General features: G+C 33.0%; 21 protein-coding genes. 7 read left to right on the forward strand and 14 right to left on the reverse strand.

Features of this window, described 5'->3' with window-relative positions; genetic code table 11:
- Positions 1–5: 5 nt before the first annotated feature.
- Together B0M43_RS23215 and B0M43_RS23220 are read left to right on the forward strand one after the other, a co-directional pair.
- The gene (locus B0M43_RS23215) at positions 6–215 is read left to right on the forward strand and encodes a hypothetical protein (RefSeq protein WP_078006134.1); all 210 of its coding nucleotides are present in this window, start codon (positions 6–8) and stop codon (positions 213–215) included.
- A gap of 213 nt (positions 216–428) precedes the next feature.
- On the forward strand, positions 429–1,781 hold the full coding sequence (locus B0M43_RS23220; RefSeq protein WP_078005596.1) for a GH1 family beta-glucosidase: 1,353 nt from the start codon (positions 429–431) through the stop codon (positions 1,779–1,781).
- 74 nt (positions 1,782–1,855) lie between these two features.
- Here B0M43_RS23220 and B0M43_RS23225 read toward each other — a convergent pair whose 3' ends face one another.
- Complete coding sequence (locus tag B0M43_RS23225; RefSeq protein ID WP_123921692.1) at positions 1,856–2,224, reverse strand: hypothetical protein; 369 nt, start codon at positions 2,222–2,224, stop codon at positions 1,856–1,858.
- Positions 2,225–3,313: 1,089 nt separating this feature from the next.
- On the opposite strand from B0M43_RS23225, the gene B0M43_RS24585 reads away from it, so the two are divergent.
- Positions 3,314–3,490 carry a hypothetical protein gene (locus B0M43_RS24585; RefSeq protein WP_168199987.1) on the forward strand — a complete coding sequence of 59 codons (177 nt, stop codon included), beginning with the start codon at positions 3,314–3,316 and terminating at the stop codon, positions 3,488–3,490.
- A 146-nt stretch (positions 3,491–3,636) separates the two neighbouring features.
- On the forward strand, positions 3,637–5,274 hold the full coding sequence (locus B0M43_RS23230; protein WP_371295973.1) for an ATP-binding protein: 1,638 nt from the start codon (positions 3,637–3,639) through the stop codon (positions 5,272–5,274).
- 90 nt (positions 5,275–5,364) lie between these two features.
- Here the strand turns inward: B0M43_RS23230 and B0M43_RS23235 are convergent, their stop codons facing one another.
- The 5 genes from B0M43_RS23235 to B0M43_RS23255 all read right to left on the reverse strand — a co-directional run bounded on the left by B0M43_RS23235 (position 5,365) and on the right by B0M43_RS23255 (position 12,308).
- Positions 5,365–6,816 (reverse strand): TolC family protein, encoded by a 1,452-nt coding sequence (locus B0M43_RS23235; RefSeq protein ID WP_078005599.1) that lies wholly within the window; start codon positions 6,814–6,816, stop codon positions 5,365–5,367.
- A complete protein-coding gene (locus B0M43_RS23240) occupies positions 6,809–9,976 on the reverse strand; it encodes an efflux RND transporter permease subunit (RefSeq protein WP_065451449.1) in 3,168 nt (1,055 codons plus the stop codon). Before B0M43_RS23240 ends, B0M43_RS23235 begins: the two co-directional genes overlap by 8 nt.
- 25 nt (positions 9,977–10,001) lie before the next feature.
- Entirely contained in the window at positions 10,002–11,084 is a 1,083-nt protein-coding gene (locus B0M43_RS23245; protein ID WP_078005600.1) for an efflux RND transporter periplasmic adaptor subunit, read from the reverse strand.
- Positions 11,085–11,262: 178 nt separating this feature from the next.
- Entirely contained in the window at positions 11,263–11,646 is a 384-nt protein-coding gene (locus B0M43_RS23250; protein ID WP_065451447.1) for a hypothetical protein, read from the reverse strand.
- Between the two features lie 257 nt (positions 11,647–11,903).
- On the reverse strand, positions 11,904–12,308 hold the full coding sequence (locus B0M43_RS23255; RefSeq protein WP_078005602.1) for a GNAT family N-acetyltransferase: 405 nt from the start codon (positions 12,306–12,308) through the stop codon (positions 11,904–11,906).
- Positions 12,309–12,483: 175 nt separating this feature from the next.
- Here B0M43_RS23255 and B0M43_RS23260 point away from each other — a divergent pair, with 175 nt between their 5' ends.
- A complete protein-coding gene (locus B0M43_RS23260; RefSeq protein ID WP_078005603.1) occupies positions 12,484–13,047 on the forward strand; it encodes a hypothetical protein in 564 nt (187 codons plus the stop codon).
- 53 nt (positions 13,048–13,100) lie between these two features.
- On the opposite strand, the gene B0M43_RS23265 is transcribed toward B0M43_RS23260, so the two are convergent.
- From B0M43_RS23265 to B0M43_RS23285, 5 genes are all read right to left on the reverse strand, one after another.
- The gene (locus tag B0M43_RS23265; RefSeq protein WP_078006136.1) at positions 13,101–13,718 is read right to left on the reverse strand and encodes a hypothetical protein; all 618 of its coding nucleotides are present in this window, start codon (positions 13,716–13,718) and stop codon (positions 13,101–13,103) included.
- Positions 13,719–13,889: 171 nt separating this feature from the next.
- Positions 13,890–14,282: an ACT domain-containing protein gene (locus tag B0M43_RS23270; protein ID WP_078005604.1), complete on the reverse strand. Its 393-nt coding sequence runs from the start codon at positions 14,280–14,282 to the stop codon at positions 13,890–13,892.
- A gap of 9 nt (positions 14,283–14,291) precedes the next feature.
- Positions 14,292–16,163 carry a M1 family metallopeptidase gene (locus B0M43_RS23275; protein ID WP_078005605.1) on the reverse strand — a complete coding sequence of 624 codons (1,872 nt, stop codon included), beginning with the start codon at positions 16,161–16,163 and terminating at the stop codon, positions 14,292–14,294.
- A gap of 193 nt (positions 16,164–16,356) precedes the next feature.
- Positions 16,357–17,937 (reverse strand): NADP-dependent glyceraldehyde-3-phosphate dehydrogenase, encoded by a 1,581-nt coding sequence (locus B0M43_RS23280; protein WP_065451442.1) that lies wholly within the window; start codon positions 17,935–17,937, stop codon positions 16,357–16,359.
- A gap of 77 nt (positions 17,938–18,014) precedes the next feature.
- Entirely contained in the window at positions 18,015–18,326 is a 312-nt protein-coding gene (locus tag B0M43_RS23285; RefSeq protein WP_065451441.1) for a rhodanese-like domain-containing protein, read from the reverse strand.
- A gap of 632 nt (positions 18,327–18,958) precedes the next feature.
- Between B0M43_RS23285 and B0M43_RS23290 the strand changes: the two genes are divergently transcribed.
- Positions 18,959–19,600, forward strand: coding sequence for a Crp/Fnr family transcriptional regulator (locus tag B0M43_RS23290; RefSeq protein WP_078005606.1), 642 nt, complete (start codon positions 18,959–18,961; stop codon positions 19,598–19,600).
- A 474-nt stretch (positions 19,601–20,074) separates the two neighbouring features.
- The gene (locus tag B0M43_RS23295) at positions 20,075–20,860 is read left to right on the forward strand and encodes a sulfite exporter TauE/SafE family protein (protein ID WP_078005607.1); all 786 of its coding nucleotides are present in this window, start codon (positions 20,075–20,077) and stop codon (positions 20,858–20,860) included.
- 145 nt (positions 20,861–21,005) lie between these two features.
- Here B0M43_RS23295 and B0M43_RS23300 read toward each other — a convergent pair whose 3' ends face one another.
- From B0M43_RS23300 to B0M43_RS23310, 3 genes are all read right to left on the reverse strand, one after another.
- Positions 21,006–21,452: a GNAT family N-acetyltransferase gene (locus tag B0M43_RS23300; protein WP_078005608.1), complete on the reverse strand. Its 447-nt coding sequence runs from the start codon at positions 21,450–21,452 to the stop codon at positions 21,006–21,008.
- 261 nt (positions 21,453–21,713) lie between these two features.
- The gene (locus B0M43_RS23305) at positions 21,714–22,094 is read right to left on the reverse strand and encodes a hypothetical protein (RefSeq protein WP_078005609.1); all 381 of its coding nucleotides are present in this window, start codon (positions 22,092–22,094) and stop codon (positions 21,714–21,716) included.
- Positions 22,095–22,127: 33 nt separating this feature from the next.
- Positions 22,128–23,105, reverse strand: coding sequence for a hypothetical protein (locus B0M43_RS23310; RefSeq protein WP_123921747.1), 978 nt, complete (start codon positions 23,103–23,105; stop codon positions 22,128–22,130).
- Between the last annotated feature and the right edge of the window lie 271 nt (positions 23,106–23,376).

Raw genomic sequence — 23,376 nt, forward strand, 5'->3', positions numbered from 1 at the left:
TACTGATGAAATATTCTTTACTCTTACTATTTATTTTTTTAACTTCTTTTACACCTCCTCAAACCACTGTATATATTTGTGGCCCGACTGGTGCTAAAAAATACCATTATAGCCAAACCTGTCGTGGTTTATCATCTTGCAATCATGAAACTGTAAAAACATCACTAAAACAGGCACAAGGTTTAGGCCTTACACTTTGTGGATGGGAAGATTAAACATCTTCCCATTTTTATTATTTAATCATTTGATAATAATCACTTTACGTTAAATTCACATTAGTTTTATTAATTTGATTAAAACTAAACGTTATGAAATTCTTCAACCTAAATTTTCTGGTTTCATTCAAAGAATGGCTGTTTTTAAGAGCTATGCAATCGTCTTTCCTTCATTAATAAATTACAATAAAAATAAAGGAAATACTTATTTGAATGAATAAAATAGAGAACTCATTTTTGAACAAAGACCAATTTGGAGATGATTTCTTGTGGGGTGTTTCAACCGCCGCTTTCCAAATTGAGGGAGCACACGATGCCGACGGAAAAGGTTCTTCGATCTGGGATGTTTTTACGTCTCAAAAAGGGAAAATAAAAAACGGACATCATGCTTTAACCGCTTGTGACTTTTATAATTCGTACCAAAACGATATTGACTTAATCCGGGAATTAAATATTCCGAATTTTAGGTTCTCTATCAGTTGGCCCCGAATTATGCCTACAGGAATTCATCCTGTAAATCAAGCCGGAATTGAATACTACAACAAAATCATCGACTCTTTACTGGCGTCCGGAATCGAACCCTGGATTACACTTTATCATTGGGATTTACCGCATGCTTTAGAGACTAAAGGCGGCTGGACTAATCGTGAATCAGTTTCCTGGTTTTCAGAGTACGTCGAAGTTTGCGCACAATATTTTGGAGATCGCGTAAAAAACTGGATGGTGATCAACGAACCATCTGTTTTTACCGGAGCGGGATATTTTTTGGGTATTCACGCTCCGGGCAAAAAAGGGATTACCAATTATCTTAAAGCCATGCATCACGTAACACTAGCTACGGCTTCCGGCGCGAAAATATTAAGAAACAGAATTCCCGAAGCCAATATTGGTACAACTTTCTCCTGCACGCATATAGAACCCGCAACAGAAAGCGCTAAAGACATCGAAGCCGCAAAACGTGTTGATACTTTACTCAACAGAACTTTTATCGAACCTATTTTGGGATTGGGTTATCCACAAAGTGATTTGCCTGTGCTAAAAAAACTCAATAATTATATTTTAGACGACGATCTCGACAATTTATCTTTCGATTTTGATTTTATAGGCCTGCAATGTTACACTCGTGAAGTTGTAAAATCATCTATGTTGATTCCGTACATAGGCGCTGAACTAATAAGTGCCGAAAAAAGAAATGTAATTTCAACCGAAATGGGATGGGAAGTTTATCCTCCTGCCTTATATCATGTCCTGAAAAAATTCAACGAATATAAAGGCATTAAAAAAATTATCATTACCGAAAATGGTGCCGCTTTTCCTGACACTTTAAGCAACGGAAAAGTCTACGATATCAAACGCACCCATTATATTCAAGATCATTTAGAACAAATTCTAAAAGCCAGAAAAGATGGCCTAAATGTCGAAGGTTATTTTGTCTGGAGTCTTACCGATAACTTCGAATGGGCTGAAGGCTATAACGCCCGATTCGGCTTAATTCATGTCGATTTCGACACGCAGCAACGAACCATTAAACATTCTGGATTGTGGTTTAAAGATTTCTTATCTTAAACCTTATACCTCAAAATATAAAAGCCTTTCGCAATTAAGTTGTGAAAGGCTTTTTTTATCTAAAATAAAATCATTTATCGTTGAACTCTAAAAGGATATTGTTGTTTTAAAATTCCAATAGTAATCTTGCCATTGTTTTTTAAATGGGTGGTCACAAGAAGATATCTTTCTTCGGGATAATTTATATTATAACTAAAGATCGTATCATTTACTTTAACCTGAAGCAGATGTTTTCCTTCATCTGATACTGGCAGTTTTGCCGTTTCATAAGTAGGCATTTCATTTGTTGCTTTTAATTTAATTTCCTGAACTTTCTTTTTATCCAGAAGTACTTCAAGTTTTAAGTTATCCAATTTCATATCTGTTGGCTGTTCAAACGAGACAACATATTTTTTGCAACCAAAAGTGCATAAAACAATACATAGTAGTAGAAGCTTTTTCATAAGATATTTTTAAAATGAAAGTAAATAGAAATTAAAACCTAATGCAATATTTTTATAAATATAGATAATTTTATTACAATTCAACCACTAGAAAAAGTAACTTTTATAGCTTTAAATATTAGTAATTTAAAACACTGAAAAACAAAAAATTATTTACTAAAAAAAGCAAAAAAAACGACCTTTTCCCTTGTGTTTATTAGGTTTAACGGTTATTTTTTCTTATCTTTATAGTATAAATAACAGAAAATATATGCCAAAAAACAAACTCTTTAAAAGCCAGAATTACTCCTTAAAAAATTATTCTTTTTACTTCTTTACGCATTTTATTTTTCAAAATGCTTTAAAATTTCATTTCGAAATTTTTCACTTTAATCTTTATGCTGCACAAAATATAAATTTGCAGATGACATTAGAGCAACAGCTCCATTTACAATCCTAATTATTTTTCCTAATATATTTTCTAAGACATTTTTCTAGAAATATATTTCTGAAATTAAAGAAAAGATTTCCTTTTTCAGGATCTTCTTTCGACTCTTCATGTTCAATTTCCAATAAATTAAAATGTAATGCTATGATTTATTTATCATTTTCCAATTCCTGGATTGGTTCTACTACTAATCTCAATTTATTAATTTGTTCAATATTATCAATTCATCTTTTTTTATCATCTAATCCAACCTTTTTACCGCTTTTTGTCTCTATATAATAAAAGGTCAGATTGGTTTTTCATTCCACTAACACGTTCTAACGAGCCTAAATTTACCATGCATTGTATTTTGTTTTTAGGAATTTTCGGGAATCTTGGGAAAACGCGGGAATTCCGGGAATCCCTTATCTACAAAGGTCTAAAAGCACCTTTCCTTTGCAATAGAAATTAGTTCAGGTTTTGTCTGCAGACTAAAACAAATATAAAAACTAGTTCAAATTAACAGTGTAAAAACCGTAAGACTGAGTTTATTCAGGAAGTATAAATAACGTCTTACTGTTCTACACGATTTACTTCCTAAAAATCAATTTGGTATTGCTCCAAACAAGTTCTGGTTAACTCCGGACAGCAATACCTATGTCTAATTTCTAAATTAAATCAAAATGAAAAAATTTATACTATTTATCGCTTTTGCATTATTGTTCACTATATTTTCTTGTACTCCTGATGAATACGAGAGCAAACCCAAAAAGGATACAGAAAAAGCTGTTAATCCTATAAAAGCAACTTATGCTGATGGCCCTGGTGATGGAACTGTAGTACCGCCACCTCCACTTTAATATTAAATATATATTTTTAGTATCTAATTAATTACTATTTTCGGGGAAAGTAAATCTGTATGTTACGGTCCCCGTTTTTTTCTTTTATTCTACTTCTTTTTCTTTTTTCGTGCGAACAAAAAAAGACCGTTAATACCAACACAGAATTGATCCGAAAAGAGGCACTTAGCTTAAGAAATAAAGGTCTTGAAAATTATAATAAGCAAAACTTTAATATCGCTTTTGATCAGTTTAACAAAGCTAAACAACTATATGAAACTTTAAAAGAAGGTGTAAAAAAAGACAGTGCTAATATTGGCTACATACTTATTATGATGTCATCAATTCAGCAAGTCAACGGAGATTATTACGGTAGTAAGGAAACCGTTACCGAAGCATTGGCTTACGTACAAAAAAATAGCATCTATACTGCTTCTATATATAATACATTAGGCGTTGCCGATAAAGAACTTTCCCTTTATGATGATGCTATTTTTTATTACAAAGAAGCTGCAAAAGATTTTACAGATCCTGTCGAGAAGCAAATTCCTTTAAGCAATATTGCGGCAGTTTATATCCAACAAAAAAAATACAATAATGCAATCACTCTTTTAGACTCTCTTTTAAACAAAAACTTATCAAAGAAAAAAGATCTCGCCAAACAAGAAGCTACACTTATAGATAATCTGGGTTATGCTTATTTTAAAAAAGGAATAGATGAAAAAGGATTCAATTTAATGAATGAAGCACTCCAGACAAGAAATGAATTTGATGATACGTACAGAAGGATTGAAAGTTATCTGCACCTTGCCGATTATTATGCTCAAAAAGACATTCAAAGATCGAATAAAAATGCTCTCACTGCTTACAATATTGCCACAAAACTAAATAGTGTTGATGAAAGATTAGAAGCATTGCAAATTTTAATTTCAAATGATCACAGTGCGCAGAATGGCAAATATGTACAAAGGTATTTTACTTTAAACGACAGTATCATTAAGGTTAGAAATAATTTTAAAAATAAGTTTGCAAAAATAAAATACGATGCAAAAAAAGAGAAAGATGAAAACGCAAAACTTCGTTTAGAAAAAGCAGAAAACCTATTATCGCTTCAAAAAGCCACTTATCTACGAATTGTATTTGCCATTGTCTTTGTTTTTCTAGTCATATTGATCTTCATTTTAATACGCTATTACAAAAATAAAAACAAAGCAATAGAATTTAAGACTTCGTACAACACCGAAACCCGAATTGCTAAAAAAATTCATGACGAATTGGCCAACGATGTCTTTAACGTCATTGCTTTTACCGAATCTCAGCCATTATCTACAGAAAGCACCAAAGAGAATCTACTTCAGAAATTAGATGATATTTACGGACGTGTGAGGGGAATTTCAAGAGAAAACAATAAAATTGAAACTGGAACAAATTTTATCAAAAGCCTAAAAGATATGCTTTCGACTTACAATACCAGCGAAAGAAACATCATGGTTACCAATGTAGAAATCATACACTGGGAAAGTATTGATGAGATAAAAAAGATTACCATTAGCAGGGTTTTACAGGAATTAATGGTGAATATGAAAAAACACAGTGAAGCCAATCTAGTGGTCATAAAATTTGAAACTGATCCTAAATCAATCTTAATAAATTATACGGATAACGGTAAAGGCTGCGAAAAAACCGAGATGGTAAAAAATGGTCTCCAAAACATGGAAAACCGTATTCAGGCTGTTAAAGGAACTATTAATTTTGACACAGAACCTGGCAAAGGCTTTAAAGCAAAAATAATAATGCCCAAATAGTCAAATTAAATTTAGACATGATAATTACAAAAAAGCCTTTCAAAATTTTACTCTTGAAAGGCTTTTTCTTCTACAAATTAACAGGCAATATTATTTCCATCCGCCGCCTAAGTCTCTGTAAACATGGACAGCAGCATTTAGTTGTTCTTTTTTGGTATCAACCAATTCTAATTTTGCTTCTAATGCATCACGCTGTGTCATCAACACTTCGAAATAATCAACTCTCGCTGATTTAAACAAATCGTTAGACACATCAATAGACGTATTCAAAGCGTCTACTTGTTTCGATTTAAGATCGTATCCTTTTTGAAGATTTTCGATTTTAGAAAGCTGGTTCGAAACTTCTAAATAAGCATTCAAAACTGTACGATCATAATTGTACAACGCCTGAAGTTGTCTTGCATTTGCACTTGCAAATTCTGCTTTGATCGCATTTCTGTTGATTAACGGTGCAGCAAGATCTCCCGCTAACGAGTATAAAATAGATTCCGGAAACGTAAACAAATAAGATGGTTTAAAAGCCTGAACTCCTACAGCTGCAGAAATATCCAATGAAGGATAAAACTCAGCACGGGCTACTTTTACATCTAATTTTGAAGCTACCAATTCTAATTCGGCTTGTTTTACATCAGGACGATTCGCTAATAACTGAGACGGAATTCCTGAACTCACAGCAGCCGGCAATAAACTTAAAAAGTTATTAGTATTTGTTCTCTTGATTTCTTGCGGATATCTTCCCAACAAAAAGTTGATTTTATTCTCTGTTTCTTTTATTTGCTGCAAAATTCCAAACTCCAAACTTTGCGAAGTCAAAACCTCTGCTTCAAATTTCTTAACTCCTAATTCTGTTGCTCTTGCAGCCTGCTTTTGGATTTTTACAATTTCTAAAGCATTAGTCTGCAATTTGATTGTTTGTTTTACAATATCCAACTGCGTATCCAAGGCCAATAATTCGTAATAAGAATCGGCAACTTCAGCAATAAGGTTGGTAATCACAAAGTTTTTACCTTCAACAGTTGCTAAATATCGGTTTAATGCCGCTTTTTTAGAATTGCGCAGTTTTTTCCAGATATCCACTTCCCAATTGGCGTACGCCGAAATGGTAAAATCTCCCAACGGATCCGGAGTTTCTACACCCGGTTTAATTTCTGTAGTAGCATCACCCGCACCCTGACTTGTATATCTACCTACTTTTTCTACTCCAGCTCCGGCGCGAACACCAACAGTGGGTAATAAAAGTCCTTTTTTTACACGAATATCATTTTTAGCAATTTCAATTTCCTGTAAAGTGATATTTAATTCCTGATTGTTTTTCAGGGCAACATCAATTAAATCAACCAAATTTTGATCTTTAAAGTACTCTTTCCAGACTAAAGCTGAGGTATTATTGTTTGCGTCCTGAGTTTGAGCTGTTATACCAAACGATTCAGGAACTGGTGTACTGGTTGTAGGTGCTGCCTCAGGCGCAGGGGCTTTACACCCTGCAACCGTAAGACATATAACTAACGCAATACCATATTGATATGATTTGAATTTATACATGGTTATCATCAATTTCTTCTGTTAATGGATTTTCTTCTTCATTTTTTACCAGTTTATGCTTTTCTGCAATTTTTGCAAAAATGAAATACAAGCCCGGAATTACAAATACCCCACAAATAGTACCTATAAGCATACCTCCGGCAGCTGCAGTACCAATGGTTCTGTTACCAATTTTACCCGGACCACTAGCAAAAGCAAGTGGCAATAATCCCGCAATAAAAGCAAATGAAGTCATCAAAATAGGACGGAACCTCGCTTTCGCTCCCTCCATTGCGGCTTCAAGTACTGATCTTCCTGCTGCATGTCGCTGTATCGCAAACTCTACAATCAGTACGGCATTTTTACCTAGTAAACCAATAAGCATTACCATCGCTACCTGAGCATAAATGTTGTTTTCTAATCCTGTTAATTTCAGCAATAAGAAAGCTCCAAAAATACCTGCCGGTAAAGAAAGAATTACAGATAATGGCAAAATAAAACTCTCATATTGAGCCGCTAACACAAGGTATACGAATCCTAAACAAATCATGAATACCCAAATTGCCTGATTACCCTGAGCCACCTCATCTGCAGAAATACCTGCCCAGTCAATATCATACCCTCTTGGTAATTTTTTCTCTGCAACTTCCTGAATTACTTTAATAGCGGTACCTGAACTATATCCAACAGCGGGTCCACCACTAATTTCAGTAGAATTATACATGTTATGTCTCGTAATTTCTGAAAGACCGTACACTTTTTCTAATTTCATAAAGGCCGAAAAAGGAACCATTTCATCACGATTATTTTTTACATAAAGTTTTAAAATATCATCCGGTTGTGCGCGATATTCAGGAGATGCCTGAACGATAACTTTATAATTAATTCCGTATTTAATAAAACTAATTTCATAGTTACTACCTACAAGAGTGGACAAAGTATTCATGGCATTTTCGATAGAAACACCTTTTTGCTGTGCCAGATCATTGTCGACTTTCATCATATATTGAGGGAAACTCGCACTAAAGAAACTAAACACATTCGATAATTCCGGACGTTTGTTTAGTTCTTCTACAAACTCTTTATTTACTGCTTCCATTTTTTTGAAATCACCAGAACCTGTTTTGTCCAGTAAACGAAGCTCAAATCCTCCTGCTGCTCCATATCCGGGTACTGCAGGTGGTTGGAAAAATTCGATGTTTGCTCCTGGAATATCTTTTGATTTTTCTTCCAGTTCGGTCATAACTTCCTGTACAGATTGTTTACGATCGCTCCAGTCTTTTAAGTTGATCAAACATGTTCCGGCATTAGATCCCGTACCCTCTGTCAAAATTTCATAACCCGCCAATGAAGAAACCGATTTTACTCCGTCTACCGTTTCGGCTATTTTTTGTAATTTCTCAGCAATATTATTTGTTCTTTCTAATGATGAACCCGGAGGCGTTTGTATAATAGCATAAAACATTCCCTGATCCTCATTTGGAATAAACCCTGAAGGAACTGTGCTGCTAATTAACCATGTTCCGGCACAAAAAACTAAAAGGGCAATAATAGTAACGGCTCTTCTGTTTACAATTTTACCTAGTACATTTTGGTATTTTCCTTGTGCAAGATTAAACTTGTTGTTAAAACCATCTATAAATCTATTTATAGGAGTTCTCTTTTTAGGTGTCGCATGATTATTTTTTAACATCATCGCACAAAGTGCCGGTGTCAAAGTCAAAGCCACAATACCCGAAAGTATAATTGCTGTCGCCATCGTGATCGAGAACTGTCTGTAGAAAACTCCAACAGGACCAGACATAAACGCAACGGGAATAAATACTGCAGCCATTAAGAATGTAATCGCGACAATAGCTCCTGCAATTTCGTGCATCGCTTTTTTGGTCGCTTTAAGCGGAGAAAGATGTTCTTCTTCCATCTTGGCGTGAACGGCTTCGATAACTACGATCGCATCATCGACGACGACTCCAATTGCTAACACCAAAGCAAATAGGGTAATTAAGTTCAATGAAATATCAAAGAAAGTCATGAAAATAAAAGTTCCTATCAGGGAAACCGGTACTGCAATAGCCGGGATAATTGTAGAACGCCAATCGCCTAAGAAAAGAAAGACAACCAAACCTACCAGAATAAACGCCTCAATCAAAGTGTGAATTACTTTTTCGATAGAAGCATCAAGGAATTTAGAAACGTCATACGAAATTTCATAATCCATTCCTTTTGGAAATTTTTGCTTGATCTTTTCCAGTTTAGCTTTTACGTCTTCAATAACCTGATTCGCATTACTACCAAAAGACTGTTTTAATACAATCGCTGCCGATGGTCTTCCGTTTAAGTTCGAATAAATATCATACATCGAGCTTCCAAATTCTACTTTGGCAACATCTTTCAAACGTAAAAGTTCCCCGTTAGCGTTTGATTTTACCACAATATTCTCGTATTGTTCTTTGGTTGTAAAACGTCCTGAATATTTTAATACGTATTCAAATGCCTGAGAACGCTTACCGGAACTTTCTCCTGTTTTACCAGGCGAAGCTTCTAAACTCTGACTTGATAAAGCCTCCATGATCTCATCTGCAGAAATTTTATAAGCTAACATACGATCTGGTTTTAACCAGATACGCATTGCATATTCACGTGTCCCTAAGATATCTCCTGATCCAATACCGTTTACCCTTTTTAGTTCAGATAATACGTTGATATCAGCGTAGTTGTACAAGAACTTCATGTCGGTATTTTTATCCGTACTGTAAAGATTCACGTACATTAACATACTCGGAACTTCACGAGTAATTTTTACACCTTCTCGAACTACCAATGGAGGAAGTTTATTTGTAACAGAAGCTACACGGTTTTGAACATTAATTGCAGCCTGATTAGGATCTGTACCCAAATTAAATACAACCTGAATACTTGCTTCACCATCATTTCCTGCATCAGAAGTCATGTATTTCATTCCGGGAACTCCATTTAGGGCTCTTTCTAACGGAATAACTACTGATTTGATCATTAACTCTCCATTCGATCCAGGGTAATCTGCTGTAACGTTTACCATCGGTGGCGAGATGGAAGGAAACTGGGTGATAGGTAAATTCAACACCGACAATATTCCTAAAAAGACAATTATAAGCGATATTACTATCGACAGTACAGGTCTTTGAATAAATTTATTAAACATTTTTGTATTTTTTTAATGATTAAACCTATTCTGCTTTTACGCGCAAATGATTGATAACCGTTTGAGGAGCTTGATATTCGAATTTAATTTTATCGTTTTCTTTTACTTTTTGAACTCCTTCAAGTAAAATCTTGTCGTTCTCAGTAAGTCCGGTTTTAATCACATATAAATCAGGTATTTCGCCTGTAATTGTAATTTCTCTTGACGTTACTTTATTGTTTTTATCCACAACAAAAACATATTTTTTATCCTGAATTTCGTAAGTCGCTTTCTGCGGAATTACAATGGCGTTTTTAAGAGGAACCATCATTTGAACTTGTCCGGTTTCACCATTTCGAAGTAATTTTGCTGAATTAGGGAATCTCGCTCTAAAAGCAATATTTCCGGTTTCATTATTAAATTCACTTTCGATAACTTCTACGTTTCCTTTTTCTTTAAAAATATCTCCATTCGCTAAAACAAGGCTAACTTTATTGTCAGCACGGTCTTTTACGTCTGTTTGGTATTGTAGATATTCAGGTTCTGATACATTGAAGTAAGCAAACATCTGACTGTTGTCTGAAAGACTTGTCAATAATTCGCCTTCGTCGATAAGACTTCCTAATTTTAAAGGGATACGGTCAATAGTTCCGTCAAACGGAGCTCTGATTTCGGTAAATGATAAATGCAATTTTGCCAATGCAACTTCGGCTTTTGCAGATTGCAGTTTTGCCTGAGCTACACTTAATTCGTTTTTAGAAACGATATTTTTATCGGCCAGTAATTTTGAATTTTGCAATTCAATTTCTACTGATTTTTGCTCAGCCTGTGCTTTAAGCAATTCAGCCTGATACATATTGGGCATAATTTTAAACAACAGTTGTCCTTTTTTTACAAACTGTCCTTCATCAACATAAATGTTTTGTAAAAACCCTTTTTCCTGGGCACGAAGCTCGATATTTCGAACAGATTTAATTTGCGAAACATACTCCTTTGTAAACGAAGTATCAATTCTAACCGGATTAGTTACGGTGAATTTTTCTGCTTCTTCTTTTTCTTCTTTTTTAGTTGTACAACTAGTAAGGCACACAAGGGCAAATAAGCCTGTGAACAAGATAATTCTTTTCATGATTTTAATGGAAATTAAGCGATTGAATGCTTGGAATACAGTGATTCCTTTAGATGAAAAAATGCATCAGGCAGCCTTAGTTATAGCTTAACTTTCATATAAGATGAGGTAGAAAAAAAAATATACTTCAACAAAATATTACGGATCACAACTTAGGTAACCGATGTATACTGTTGAATCAAATTCTTAAAACCTGTTGGGTAATGTAAATAGGATTTGACTGGCCACAGAATGGCACGAAGATTTTAAAACGATTGTAATCATTTACAATAGTCTGGCTTGAAAAGGATAAGTACCAATTGTCAAGTAAACTGTAATTTGTTGGAAAAAACTTGTTTGTAAGCCCATCTTTAAGATCATCACTTCCAAGATATTCCTCTTCAAGATCTACATCGGCATCTTCAATGATTGAACTGCCCTGATCCTGATTCGTGAATTTCACTCGGTGCTTTTTCTCAAGGGTATGGTGATGAAAGTTTTTAGGAGTACCCGCATTAAGATATTGCCCTCCGCCAAGCAGAAGCAAATTCATGAATACTAAAAATACTATTAACTTTCTCATTTGGGTGCGAAAGTAAGCAAAGTATCGAAACAAAAAAAGATTTTTTTATAAGCTTTAACATTTAATAAAAGCGAAAACGTTTTCATTGATTTTTTATTTATGAAATCTATTAAATCGCTATTTTTTTATGGCTAATTATCTTAAAATTACTTATAAAAACAAACTAGATATGAAAGAAAAATAATACGTATTAAAGACGATAAAAATGTAATTATTTAATATTGGACGTTTTAACTCCATTATTACGATTATAGTTTCTATAAAATAATTTCCATTATTGTAAATTCCTGATTTGCTTTAATAAAAGTTTTAAGAGTTTCTTTCATTCCGAATTTCTCGTAAAAAGATTTTTTATTGGTTCTTGCATTGCACCAAACTTTTTTTAAGTTGTTTTCTTTTGCAAGCTTCAAAATATAATGCAGCAGTTGAGAAGCACTTCCATTTCCCTGAAATTTTTGTAAAGTAGCCAGTTTTCTAAATTGCATTTCCTCATCGACAACAAAGCAGGAAACTATCGAAATCAATTTTTCCTGATCGAAAACACCAAAATGCAATCCTAAATTATCTTCTTCTAATTGTACAAATTCAAAAGGCTGCTCCGGCCACATTACTTCGTGCCTGATTTGCCAGGTTTGCGACGCTTTAATTGGTTTGATTTCCATAAAACATTATTTCTTAGGGTATACAAATTTAGAGGATTTAAAAATCATATTCTCTGAAACTAAAAATTTTCATTTTATTGATTATCAAAAACATACAACAAATAAACAATACAAATCATTCCTTTTTAATTAATAATATTTATTTTTATGCTATCTAAAAATAATAAATCCAGTTATGAAAAAATTCATTTTAGCAGTATTACTATGTATTAGTATAAATGGTTTTGCACAATTGATACAAGTTGGACCTCAGTTTTCTTATAATATTACTTCTCCGCTTACGGATGATTTTAGTTCAAAAAGCTCTGGAACAGGATTTGGCGTTGCAGGATTTGCGCGGGTAAATTTATTGCTTTTTTATGGACAGGCAGAATTTGGTTATGCTAAATCAGAATTTAGTCTTTCGCAAACCGGAATTGGAGAAACTGAGTATAAATTATCAGGAACTGATGCTACCTTACTGATTGGTTTTAAAGTTGTTCCTTTAGGAAAATTAGGAAATGTTCGCATTTTTGCCGGATATAACTGGAAGAGTTACTCTGATATTAAAGCCAATAATAGCTTGAATTATATTGCTTTTGAAAAAAACAACAGCAGCATTCTTGGAGGAGTTGGTGTCGATTTATGGAAACTGACTTTAGATTACAGATATCTTGCCGGAGTTTCAGACCTTGATCCGTCTGGCAGAAATGTAAAAACTGCAGTTTCTAATATTTCGCTTGGTTTTAAGTTTTTATAAAAAAAATTAAACATAAAAAAAGGGAATCTGATTATTTTAGATTCCCTTTCTTGTTATTTTACTTTAATATAAAAGAGTTCTATATTATTGTTTTCTATTTTTTCTATACCATTATCGCCAGTTTTACCAACATTTATTACACGAAGTTCATCTGATTTTTCATTAATAGAACAATTCCATATTGTACCATCTGATAAAATCACATCCGAAAACAAGGCATCTGACTTATGTTGATTATAATAAACCAAAGGTTCTGTTTTGATTAATTTCTTTTCCTGTGTCTTTTTATTCTTCTCATAAAATAAAATTTCATTTGGCAGAATAGCAATAAATTCCTCAGCATCTTTTTCAGCAGGACTTTCGTTTTGGTTAAATGCCCAAACCGGTTTATTTCCATTCATTTTCCAGGTTCCCAATGCCTGAGTCAAAATCGAGTCTCTCAAAACAGTTTTCAAAGTATCTACTTTTTGAATGGATTCTTTACCAATTTCTGTTTCAGGTTTAATTCTGGAAGCGAGATGAAATAGATCTAAGGCTTTTTTAAAATCAGCTTTTTTATAGTACGATAGTGCTAATTCGTATCGACTGTTTTGAAATGCTGTTTTCGGATCGTTTTGAGCGACTGTTTTAGAAACAATAAATAAAACAATTAAAAGTAAAAGTTTTTTCATTTTTGTAGTAGGTTTTGTATTTTTTTGCAAACCTAGTTTTTTAATTCTAAAACTTTTATAGCATTTCATGATTTTTTTACCAAAAACTTCCCTTCATTAAATAAAAAAGAGAGCATCTAAATTGTTAGATACTCTCTTTTAAATATGTATTAAAACCTAATTAATAATACGTTAAACCGAAAATGAATACAAAATTTCCATTGCTTTGTTCACATCTTTTTGATTAACAAAAATATGATCGTGATAATACGCAGCAACGACATTACAACTAATATTTTTCTCAGAAAGTGCTTTCGAAAACGCTGCTGTAAGACCAACGGCCTCAAGTGAAGAATGGACTGTTAGCGTTATCCAGGACATCACAACTGAATAATCAAATTGTAATTGATCGGCTATCTCTTTTTTTAGAATTAATGTAATGGCTTCTTTTTCCTTGAATAACATTACAACGTTATTCAAATCCAGATTTTCAAATTTCTCCACTTTACAAAAAACATAATCTCCTGAAACGTGTTCAGGTTTCATACTTTTAAGCAATCTTTCTAAATCTTTTTCTCCCGACATGGTTACGTATTATTTTATAATCAAAGTATTATTTGATGGCGTGGCATCCATAAAAATACCTCCTTCTAAAGTTACTTGCTTGATTTGTTTTTTATTTTTTAATGCAATAGCAGTTCTTTTTTGATTGGCTTTCCAGATTTCCGGAGTCTGATGTAAGGTTTCTGTCGAATTATCTGCATAAACAACATTTACATCAAAAGGAACTGCAAAACCACCAACGTTTTCTACTGAAACTACATTCTTAGCGACATTTTTTATTGAAAGATCTATGTAATTATTTGTAAAAAACCAGTTATTGAAAAACCAATTCAGATTTTGTCCTGAAGCTGTATTCATAGAATTAAAATAATCCCACGGAATAGGATGTTTACCATTCCAGTTCTCCATATAAGCATGAAGGGATTTTTTGAACAAATCATCGCCAAGCAAATCTTTTAAAGCCAAATAAGAAAGTGATGCTTTACCATAGGAATTATTTCCGTATCCGGCACCTGAAACCTGTGTAGACATCGAAATGATAGGCTGATCTTCTTCTGTAGATTCATCTTTGATATAATTCTGAACTCTAAATTCTTTATAAAATTTATCAGCGGCTTCTTTTCCGTGTTCTGCAATTCCAATTAAGTATTCAAAAGTAGTTGCCCATCCTTCATCCATAAAAGCATAACGTGTTTCGTTTATTCCCATATAAAACGGAAAATAAGTATGTGCTACTTCATGATCCTGAACCAGTTGTGCAAAAACAGGATCTCCCATTTGCGAGTCGTTACACATCATAGGGTATTCCATATCGGCAAAACCCTGAAAAGCAGTCATTTTAGAAAACGGATACGGTACTCCCGGCCAATTGTTCGAAAAGAAGTCTAAAGCATATTGATTGTTTTTTACCGAATTTACAAAATCGGTTCCTTTTATATCATAGGCTGCCTGCACACTCGCGCGGCGATTTGTTTTTTTATCAACCACAATACTGCTGGCATCCCATAAATAGTGATCACTTAACCCAAAACAAACATCTGAGATATTCTTCGCTTCGAATTTCCATACATTCCATTCATTTTGTTTCGTTACTAATCCGCTTTTTAGTTCAGTCTCATTTGCAATATGTAAAATTTCATCTGTTGCATATGATTTTTTCAAATGCGCTGCAAACTCGGGTTGCAAAACTTCGTCAGGATTTAAGAAATCTCCCGTTGCATACACCACATAATTTTTAGGTGCTTTTACAGAAAATACATAGTCATTAAAATCATTATAAAATTCCTGACGATCTGTATGTGGCAATCTGTCCCAACCGTTGTAATCATCAAAAACACTTACACGAGGATAACTATAGGCTACAAAAAAAGTAGTTTCATCGATCTGTCCTTCCCTTCCGCTTTCTTTAGACAAAGGATAATTCCAATCGATACTAATTGTAGCTTTAGAATGAGGAGAAATACCTTTTTTCATTTTTACATTCCCAACCGTACCCCAGCTTCGTGCATCTTCTTTATAGATCTCACCTTCAATTTTTAAAGAAGTAATAGTCAATCCATCACTTAAAAAATCATCACTTACAGTTCCGCTTCGCGGTGAAGATGGTTTATGCAGATTATTTACAAATCGAACAACTAAATTCCTTAAAGTATCATTACTATTATTTTCGTAAACGATTGTTTCTGTTCCGCTGACAATTCTTGTTTTAGGATCTACCGAAATATCCATGGTATATTTTCCATGATTTTGCCAATAGTTTTTTCCAGGTTTTCCGTCTATAGAACGCGTACCTTTTTTGTAAGCCTCTTTTATATTTCTGGGCATATAAAGTTCTTGTGCAAAGCTGTTTTGGGTTACAAAAGCAAAGACTATAAGGAGTAGTATGATTGATTGTTTTTTCATAAATGATTTTAAGATTTTGATGATGAATTGATTATAATATTAGTTGATGTTTTTAACTTAATGTTACACAAATTTAAAACTATAGTTTTTTATTTTACACAAAAACAGTAATCTAAAACCACTACAAAAGAAAAACCGTCTAATTCTAAAAAAGAAAAAGACGGTATTTACAATTAATATATAACCTTGATTACTACAAAATATAATCGGTATTAATAAAATTCGATTCTTTGCTATTTAGCAATTCCTGCAAAATTTCATTATTATAATCGATATCTTTTGAAGCAACAAACGTACGGATTGAGAATGAACGTAAAGCATCCGGAATACTCAATGTTCCTACGGCAGAATCTTTACGGCCTGCAAACGGGAATGCATCCGGACCTCTCTGGCAAGAACTGTTGAGGTTTACTCTACAAACCAAATTTACTAACGAGTCAATAAGCGGTGCTAAGGTTTTTATATCTTTCCCAAACAAACTTACTTGTTGACCATAATTTGATTCGGCCATATCTTCCAGTGGTTCATCGATATTTTTAAAAGAAATAATAGGCACTACTGGTCCAAATTGTTCTTCGTGATACACACGCATATCTTTATTTACAGGATATAAAACTGCAGGGAAAATATAATTCTCTGTATGTTTTCCACCTTTTTCATTTAATATTTTTGCTCCTTTACTTGTGGCATCATCAATTAACCCCTGAATATAATTTGGTTTTTCAGTTTCAGGAAGCGGTGTTAGAGAAACTCCTTTTTCCCAAGGATTTCCAAAAGTCAACGCATCTACTTTTTCAGAAAAACGTTTGTTGAATTCTTCCCTAACAGATTCATGAACATATAACACTTTTAAAGCCGTACAACGTTGTCCGTTAAAAGATAAAGTTCCTGCAATACATTCCTGAATCGCCAAATCCAAATCGGCATCCGGTAAAATAATCGCCGGATTTTTAGCTTCTAAACCTAAAATCAAACGCAATCTGTTTTTATTTGGATGTTGGTCCTGCAAAGCAATCGCCGACTTACTATTTCCAATTAATGCCAAAACATCAATTTTTCCTGATTTCATGATCGGAGAAGCAACTTCACGGCCTCTTCCATAAACAATATTAATTACCCCTTTTGGAAAACTGCTTCTAAAAGCTTCCAATAACGGAGAAATACATAAAACACCATGTTTAGCAGGTTTGAAGATCACTGTATTTCCCATAATTAGAGCCGGGATCAACAAAGAAAAAGTTTCATTAAGAGGATAATTGTATGGTCCTAGACACAATACAACTCCAAGAGGTCCGCGGCGAATCATAGCATTTACACCTTGTACTTTTTCAAAATGCGAACTACGTCCGTTTAATTCTTTATAGCTGGCAATAGTATCGTAAATATATTCAACTGTTCTGTCAAATTCTTTTTGCGAATCGCCAAGGTTTTTTCCAATTTCCCACATCAAAAGTTTAACCACTTCTTCGCGGGTTTCCTTCATTTGCTTCACAAAATTTTCCATACATTTTATACGGTCAACTACTTTCATGGTTGGCCATAATCCCTGACCTTTATTATATGCCGCGTTGGCAGCTTCAACCACTTCTGCAGCTTCTTTTTCGGCCATAAACGGAATAGATCCTAATAATGTTGGAGTATATTGTTCTGTAGATGAAATCGTTGAAAACACAGGAGTAGTTTGTCCTGTCCATTGTTTTAATTCGCCATTTACAAGATAAGTATCTTGATTTATAAGGTTTTTAATCTGGTATTCTTCCGGTATCAAACTCATAATCTGGTAATTTTTGTTTGGTTATTAATAGTTTATTAAAAGAAAAAAGAGGCTTTTTTGCGCCTCTTCATTTATTTTTATGGATTTACGGTTTCGCCTTCCCAATCCAGTATTCCGCCAAGCAAGTTGTAGGCATTATCTATCCCTAGCTCATTCATAATCTGACATGCTTTAGCACTTCTGGCTCCAGAACGGCAATACACATAATAATTTTTATTTTTATCAAGTTCTTCGATTTCGTAAATAAAACCTTGTCCTTTATTGATGTCAATGTTTACGGCTTTCTCAATATAACCGTCATTAAATTCGTCTTCAGTTCTTACGTCCAGTATAACTGCATTCTCGTCAGCAGCAAGCTGATTAACCCAATCTTCTTGTGATAAATTCATAGTATCTGTTTTTTGTAAAATTACGACGTTTCTATTAATTAAAAACGTGCTCAATGCGATTTCGATTATTATTCTCAGAAAACGTTTTAGAGAAAGTATTATAATCAGTGAAATACAAATTTACTTACTATTTTTAAAATTACACTCTATAAAATCGATAGAAAATAGGATTTTTGTATTTTCATAAAATGCATCTTAAAAACAGTTTTCTGACAATTAATACGATTTCAATCTGCTATCTTTGTATAAAATTAAAGGTTTAAATCTTAATTTGATAAAAAAAGTTGGCCACCAATATTTTTTTGCCACAGATTAAAATGATTAAAATTGTTTGCTAAGAATTGCACTAATTCTCATTAATTAATTCGTGCTAATTCGTGAAATTCGTCGCAAAAAATAAAATTTAAACACATAGAAACATAGGTATATTTTTTTAAGTTTAGAGCAAAATAAATAACACATTATTTACACATAGCTATGTGCATTAATGCAAGTGAAACGCCTTTTTTTGAGTAACTAAAAGCTATGTTTCTATGTGTTTAAAAATTCAATCCTTGATTTTTTTAAAATTATATCTGTGAAAAACAGTTCAAACCGTAAAATCCGTGGGCTATTATTACCACAATTAACATATGCAAAACTCACTTAAAAATATTTTTCCTCATTTCTCCAACGAACTCATTTCAACCATAGAAGAGAACGGAAACCTGCAAGATTTTGAAACCGGAACCATTTTAATGCGGACCGGACAATACATAAAAAACACCGTTTTGATCACCAAAGGAAAAATCAAGATCTATCGTGAAGGCGAAGATGGCGGTGAGTTTTTAATGTATTATTTACAACCCGGACAAGCCTGTGCGATTTCTATGATTTGCACCGCTAAAAGCGAAAAAAGCCAGATTATGGCTAAAGTAGTCGAAGATGTTACGGTTATGATGATTCCGCTGCAAATGATGGACAAATGGATGATGGAACACAGAACATGGTACGAATTTGTTATCGAAACCTACAGAAGCCGTTTTGAGGAAGTTCTCGAAGTTGTAGACAACATTGCTTTTCGCTCTATGGATGAACGTTTGGAATTTTACCTCAAAAGACATTCTAATGCCTGCGGATGTTCTGAAGTTAATTTGTCGCATCAGGAAATCGCAACCGAATTGAATACTTCACGTGAAGTCATTTCAAGATTACTCAAAAAAATGGAACAAAGAGGTTTGGTCAAACTTAATCGCAATCAAATTGAGTTATTAAACACGAATTTCACGAATTAACACTAAGTTTTTTTTATTTTTAACCATTAAGAGATTAAGAAAAATTAAGGTTTGCTGCTGAATTCCCTTTACATGTTAAGATAAAAAAAGCTAAACTTAACTTTCTTAATATCTTAATGGTAAAAATTTAAATTACCCACGGATTTTACGGATGAAACGGATTTTCACTGGTTTATTTTTTTATTAACCATTAAGAGATTAAGAAAAATTAAGATTAATCCTTAATTCCCTTTTTAGTTTATTAAGAGATAAAGAAGCTAACTTAACTTTCTTAATATCTTAATGGTAAAATTAATATTTAAAGACAACAGTTGTCACATTGAGCGAAGTCGAAATGCTTTGCGGGTTATGGACTTCGCTCTAACTGACAAATCAATTTGTGCAAATTCGTGAAATTTGTGTTTATTTTTTTTATGTGATAAATGTTACTGTAGATTTCTTTTTATCCAAGCACCTTTGCATAAAACAAATGCAATGGAATATTTAGGTTATTTTGCTTCGATTATTATCGGGATTTCGCTGGGCCTAATTGGCGGAGGCGGATCGATCCTGACCATTCCTATTTTAGTGTATTTGTTTAAAGTAAATCCGGAGCAGGCTACCTCTTATTCTTTGTTTATTGTGGGATTGACTGCCATGTTTGGGAGTTATAGCCATTATAAAATGGGAAATCTTAAACTCAAATCGGCATTGTATTTTGCGATTCCTTCTGTGATTTCGATTCTGATTATTCGTGAAGTTATTTTTCCGCAGATTGCTTCTACCCTATTTTCTATCGCTTCCTATTCCGTTTCAAAAGATTTTCTAATTATGATTATTTTTTCAGTTTTGATGATCACAGCAGCAATCTCCATGATTAGAAAAAACAAACCTGAAATAAAAACAACCGAAACCAATTACATACAATTAAGCATAATAGGTTTCGTAGTCGGAATCATCACCGGATTTCTGGGTGCCGGAGGCGGATTTCTAATCATTCCTGCCCTGCTCTTTTTCGCCAATTTACCTATGAAACAAGCCGTTGGAACATCATTACTGATTATTACCATCAATTCAACCATAGGTTTTGGAGGCGATTTATACATTGGCACACCCATAAATTATCCGTTTTTATTAGGCGTTTCTGCCATGGCACTTTTCGGAATGATTATCGGGAGTCAGCTTTCGAAAAAAATTGACGGAACGAAACTCAAGCCTCTTTTTGGCTGGTTTGTACTCGTAATGGGATTTTATATTATTACCAAAGAGGTTTTGTTTTAAGTTTTTTTGTTTCTCGCAGATTTAGCAGATTCGGCAGATTTTTAATTTAGTTTACTTGTAGCGTAATCTATGTCAAAGTTTTGAACTTCGACAAAGATGAAAACCAAAATGGGGAAACAATTACTGCTTCCCCATTTTTTATTATTTATTTCCACCAATGGTAATAATTATGCAGTCCGTCATATTCAAATCCACAACGCGGATATAATGTATTGCCTATATCATTTGTTTTTTCGGTTTCCAGCATCAAACCGCAGGCATTTGTTTCCTCACACCATTGTTTACTTCGGTCAATTAAGGCTACCGAAAGTCCTTTGCCTCTGTAGTCAGGATGTACAAAAAGATCACTTAACAGCCATTGTTTTTGCAATTTGGTATAATGAAATAATTTGTAGAGCTGCACAAATCCAACCGCTTTTTCGTCCACGATTGCTAAAAAAATATCCGACTCATTGTTTAATAATCGATCTTTCAGAAATGCTTTTCCTTTTTCGACATCAGATTCCTGACGGTAAAAAACACGATACAGGTTAAAAAGTTCCGCTGCTTCGTCAAGGTCTTCAATACTTGCTTTTTTGATTTGGTAATTCATTGTTTTAGATATTTTGATTAAAAAGCGAAAGTATAGCAAAGAGCAAACTCACTTATAGTCCAGTTTATATAAAACAAGATCATCCAGTATTTAAAACGTTTAAGCTGGTATTTTCAACAAATAAAAAGGTGTTAATGTTTTGGGCGTTTTCGCCGCGGCGAACGGGCTATCCGCTATATCTTTTCCTTGCTAAAGAAGCAAGAAAAAGGATATCGCTACTATCCCTAACGCAAACTTGTGTGAAATAGAAATTTTCGTTGTTTATTTTTTCCAAGAGTTCATTACATCCTTATTATCTAATACTAATTTTTCTTTATTTCTATAAACTGTAATAATTGTTTCTCCTTTTTTCTTTACAAGTGAATCTCCAATCTTGATTTCCGCCCAAAATTGTCCAAAAACAGCAAACTTTCTATTATTACTTAGATATATCATTGATGCATTGTGATTAAACTTTTCAAATCCTTTATCGATAACATAGCCTTGGAAATTTTCTTCTTCAATATTTTTTATTGATTCTTCAAATCTTTTTTTATCAGTATCTATAAAAAAAGCCATGATAAAAAGAAAAATTGCAAAAACAATAGTTACAACATTTAAAATGTTTTTCCATTGTTTATCTGATAACTCTAGAGCTTTCATTTTTTTTATTTAATATCTTATCTCAAAAAAATCTTATTTTAATAGATGAAAGTAAAAATTCTTTTGATTTATTATCAATACTCCATTTTCTTTAGTTGCTGGAATATAAAAAGTTAATAATTGTTTTCCATCATCAAGTTTTTGATTTAAATGAGGATAAAAATTGAAAGCAAATTTATAAACAGATTTCATTTTTCCATTCTCAATAACTCCAACAAATACATTCTTTTTATCAGAATACAAATGAAATAATTGATCCTGATTTACAAATGAAGTTGCAATATTTACGTCATCTATATTTAAAATTTCCGTAACACCTTTATGATATTTACTTCCTTCATTCTCATTAAGATTTAGTTTGCTTTTATGAAGTTTAGTTGGTTCAGATATTTTCAAAACATTTGAAAAATACATTCCACTATTTGTTACATAATACTCTTTTTTAATTTTATTAACAACTACGGCACAACTTGAGTAAGTTTCAAAAACTTCTCTTGTCTTGTTATTTTCAAAAAAAATTGTTCCACCCCACTCTCCTTTACTATCAGAATAAATAGTATAAATTTCATCTTTAAAGATGGCAAAATTCCTTGTTTTGATTTTATTTAAATCTGCAACACATTCTCCCAAAACAAAATTTTCTTTTTCAAACTGATTTTCTTTCACATACAAACTATCTTTTTCAACTATTAAATCATAATGCGACATATTTTGAATTTCTTCAGGAACAAAAACATCTTCAATGAATTTACCTTTCTGATTAAAAACCAACATTTTAATAAATTGCTGAGAAGTGTTTTTTCTTGATGTTTCAAACATGCAATAAAAGTTATTCTTAAACAAAACTGCTTTAGTCAAATCCCCATTTTTAGTTGAAATAAGAGTATCAATTTTCACATTAAACTCAGACAACTTTTCTTTCTTTAAATTGAATCCATCAATAATTGAATTGATCCTTTTACAAGAAATTAGAATTAAACCAGTAAATAGTATCAAAAAATAGTTTTTCATATTTGAATATAATTCATTTAATATTCGTGAATTCGTGGCGAATAAAACAATACATGATGAGATTGCTTCGTTCCTCGCAAGGACACAAGAAGTAACCGCACTTGGAAAATCCTTTTCATTTGATTTGAATAATCGTTGGTTTTAACCTACTGAACAAGAAACTAACCTCCTTGGCTTTAGCCAAATATACTCAACAATTTGGCTAAAGCCAACACTACTGCATAAAAAAACCGTTGGTTAAAACCAACGGCTATTCATATATTAATTCGTG

Origin of the sequence: Flavobacterium sp. KBS0721, assembly GCF_002007065.3 — a bacterium.
Classification (GTDB): domain Bacteria; phylum Bacteroidota; class Bacteroidia; order Flavobacteriales; family Flavobacteriaceae; genus Flavobacterium; species Flavobacterium piscis.

Excerpts from the sequence above, each read along its gene's own strand:
- B0M43_RS23215 (WP_078006134.1), top strand. The coding sequence starts at position 6 with ATGAAATATTCTTTACTCTTACTATTTATTTTTTTAACTTCTTTTACA.
- B0M43_RS23220 (WP_078005596.1), top strand. The coding sequence starts at position 429 with ATGAATAAAATAGAGAACTCATTTTTGAACAAAGACCAATTTGGAGAT.
- B0M43_RS23225 (WP_123921692.1), bottom strand. The coding sequence starts at position 2,224 with ATGAAAAAGCTTCTACTACTATGTATTGTTTTATGCACTTTTGGTTGC.
- B0M43_RS24585 (WP_168199987.1), top strand. The coding sequence starts at position 3,314 with ATGAAAAAATTTATACTATTTATCGCTTTTGCATTATTGTTCACTATA.
- B0M43_RS23235 (WP_078005599.1), bottom strand. The coding sequence starts at position 6,816 with ATGTATAAATTCAAATCATATCAATATGGTATTGCGTTAGTTATATGT.
- B0M43_RS23240 (WP_065451449.1), bottom strand. The coding sequence starts at position 9,976 with ATGTTTAATAAATTTATTCAAAGACCTGTACTGTCGATAGTAATATCG.
- B0M43_RS23245 (WP_078005600.1), bottom strand. The coding sequence starts at position 11,084 with ATGAAAAGAATTATCTTGTTCACAGGCTTATTTGCCCTTGTGTGCCTT.
- B0M43_RS23250 (WP_065451447.1), bottom strand. The coding sequence starts at position 11,646 with ATGAGAAAGTTAATAGTATTTTTAGTATTCATGAATTTGCTTCTGCTT.
- B0M43_RS23255 (WP_078005602.1), bottom strand. The coding sequence starts at position 12,308 with ATGGAAATCAAACCAATTAAAGCGTCGCAAACCTGGCAAATCAGGCAC.
- B0M43_RS23260 (WP_078005603.1), top strand. The coding sequence starts at position 12,484 with ATGAAAAAATTCATTTTAGCAGTATTACTATGTATTAGTATAAATGGT.
- B0M43_RS23265 (WP_078006136.1), bottom strand. The coding sequence starts at position 13,718 with ATGAAAAAACTTTTACTTTTAATTGTTTTATTTATTGTTTCTAAAACA.
- B0M43_RS23270 (WP_078005604.1), bottom strand. The coding sequence starts at position 14,282 with ATGTCGGGAGAAAAAGATTTAGAAAGATTGCTTAAAAGTATGAAACCT.
- B0M43_RS23275 (WP_078005605.1), bottom strand. The coding sequence starts at position 16,163 with ATGAAAAAACAATCAATCATACTACTCCTTATAGTCTTTGCTTTTGTA.
- B0M43_RS23280 (WP_065451442.1), bottom strand. The coding sequence starts at position 17,937 with ATGAGTTTGATACCGGAAGAATACCAGATTAAAAACCTTATAAATCAA.
- B0M43_RS23285 (WP_065451441.1), bottom strand. The coding sequence starts at position 18,326 with ATGAATTTATCACAAGAAGATTGGGTTAATCAGCTTGCTGCTGACGAG.
- B0M43_RS23290 (WP_078005606.1), top strand. The coding sequence starts at position 18,959 with ATGCAAAACTCACTTAAAAATATTTTTCCTCATTTCTCCAACGAACTC.
- B0M43_RS23295 (WP_078005607.1), top strand. The coding sequence starts at position 20,075 with ATGGAATATTTAGGTTATTTTGCTTCGATTATTATCGGGATTTCGCTG.
- B0M43_RS23300 (WP_078005608.1), bottom strand. The coding sequence starts at position 21,452 with ATGAATTACCAAATCAAAAAAGCAAGTATTGAAGACCTTGACGAAGCA.
- B0M43_RS23305 (WP_078005609.1), bottom strand. The coding sequence starts at position 22,094 with ATGAAAGCTCTAGAGTTATCAGATAAACAATGGAAAAACATTTTAAAT.
- B0M43_RS23310 (WP_123921747.1), bottom strand. The coding sequence starts at position 23,105 with ATGAAAAACTATTTTTTGATACTATTTACTGGTTTAATTCTAATTTCT.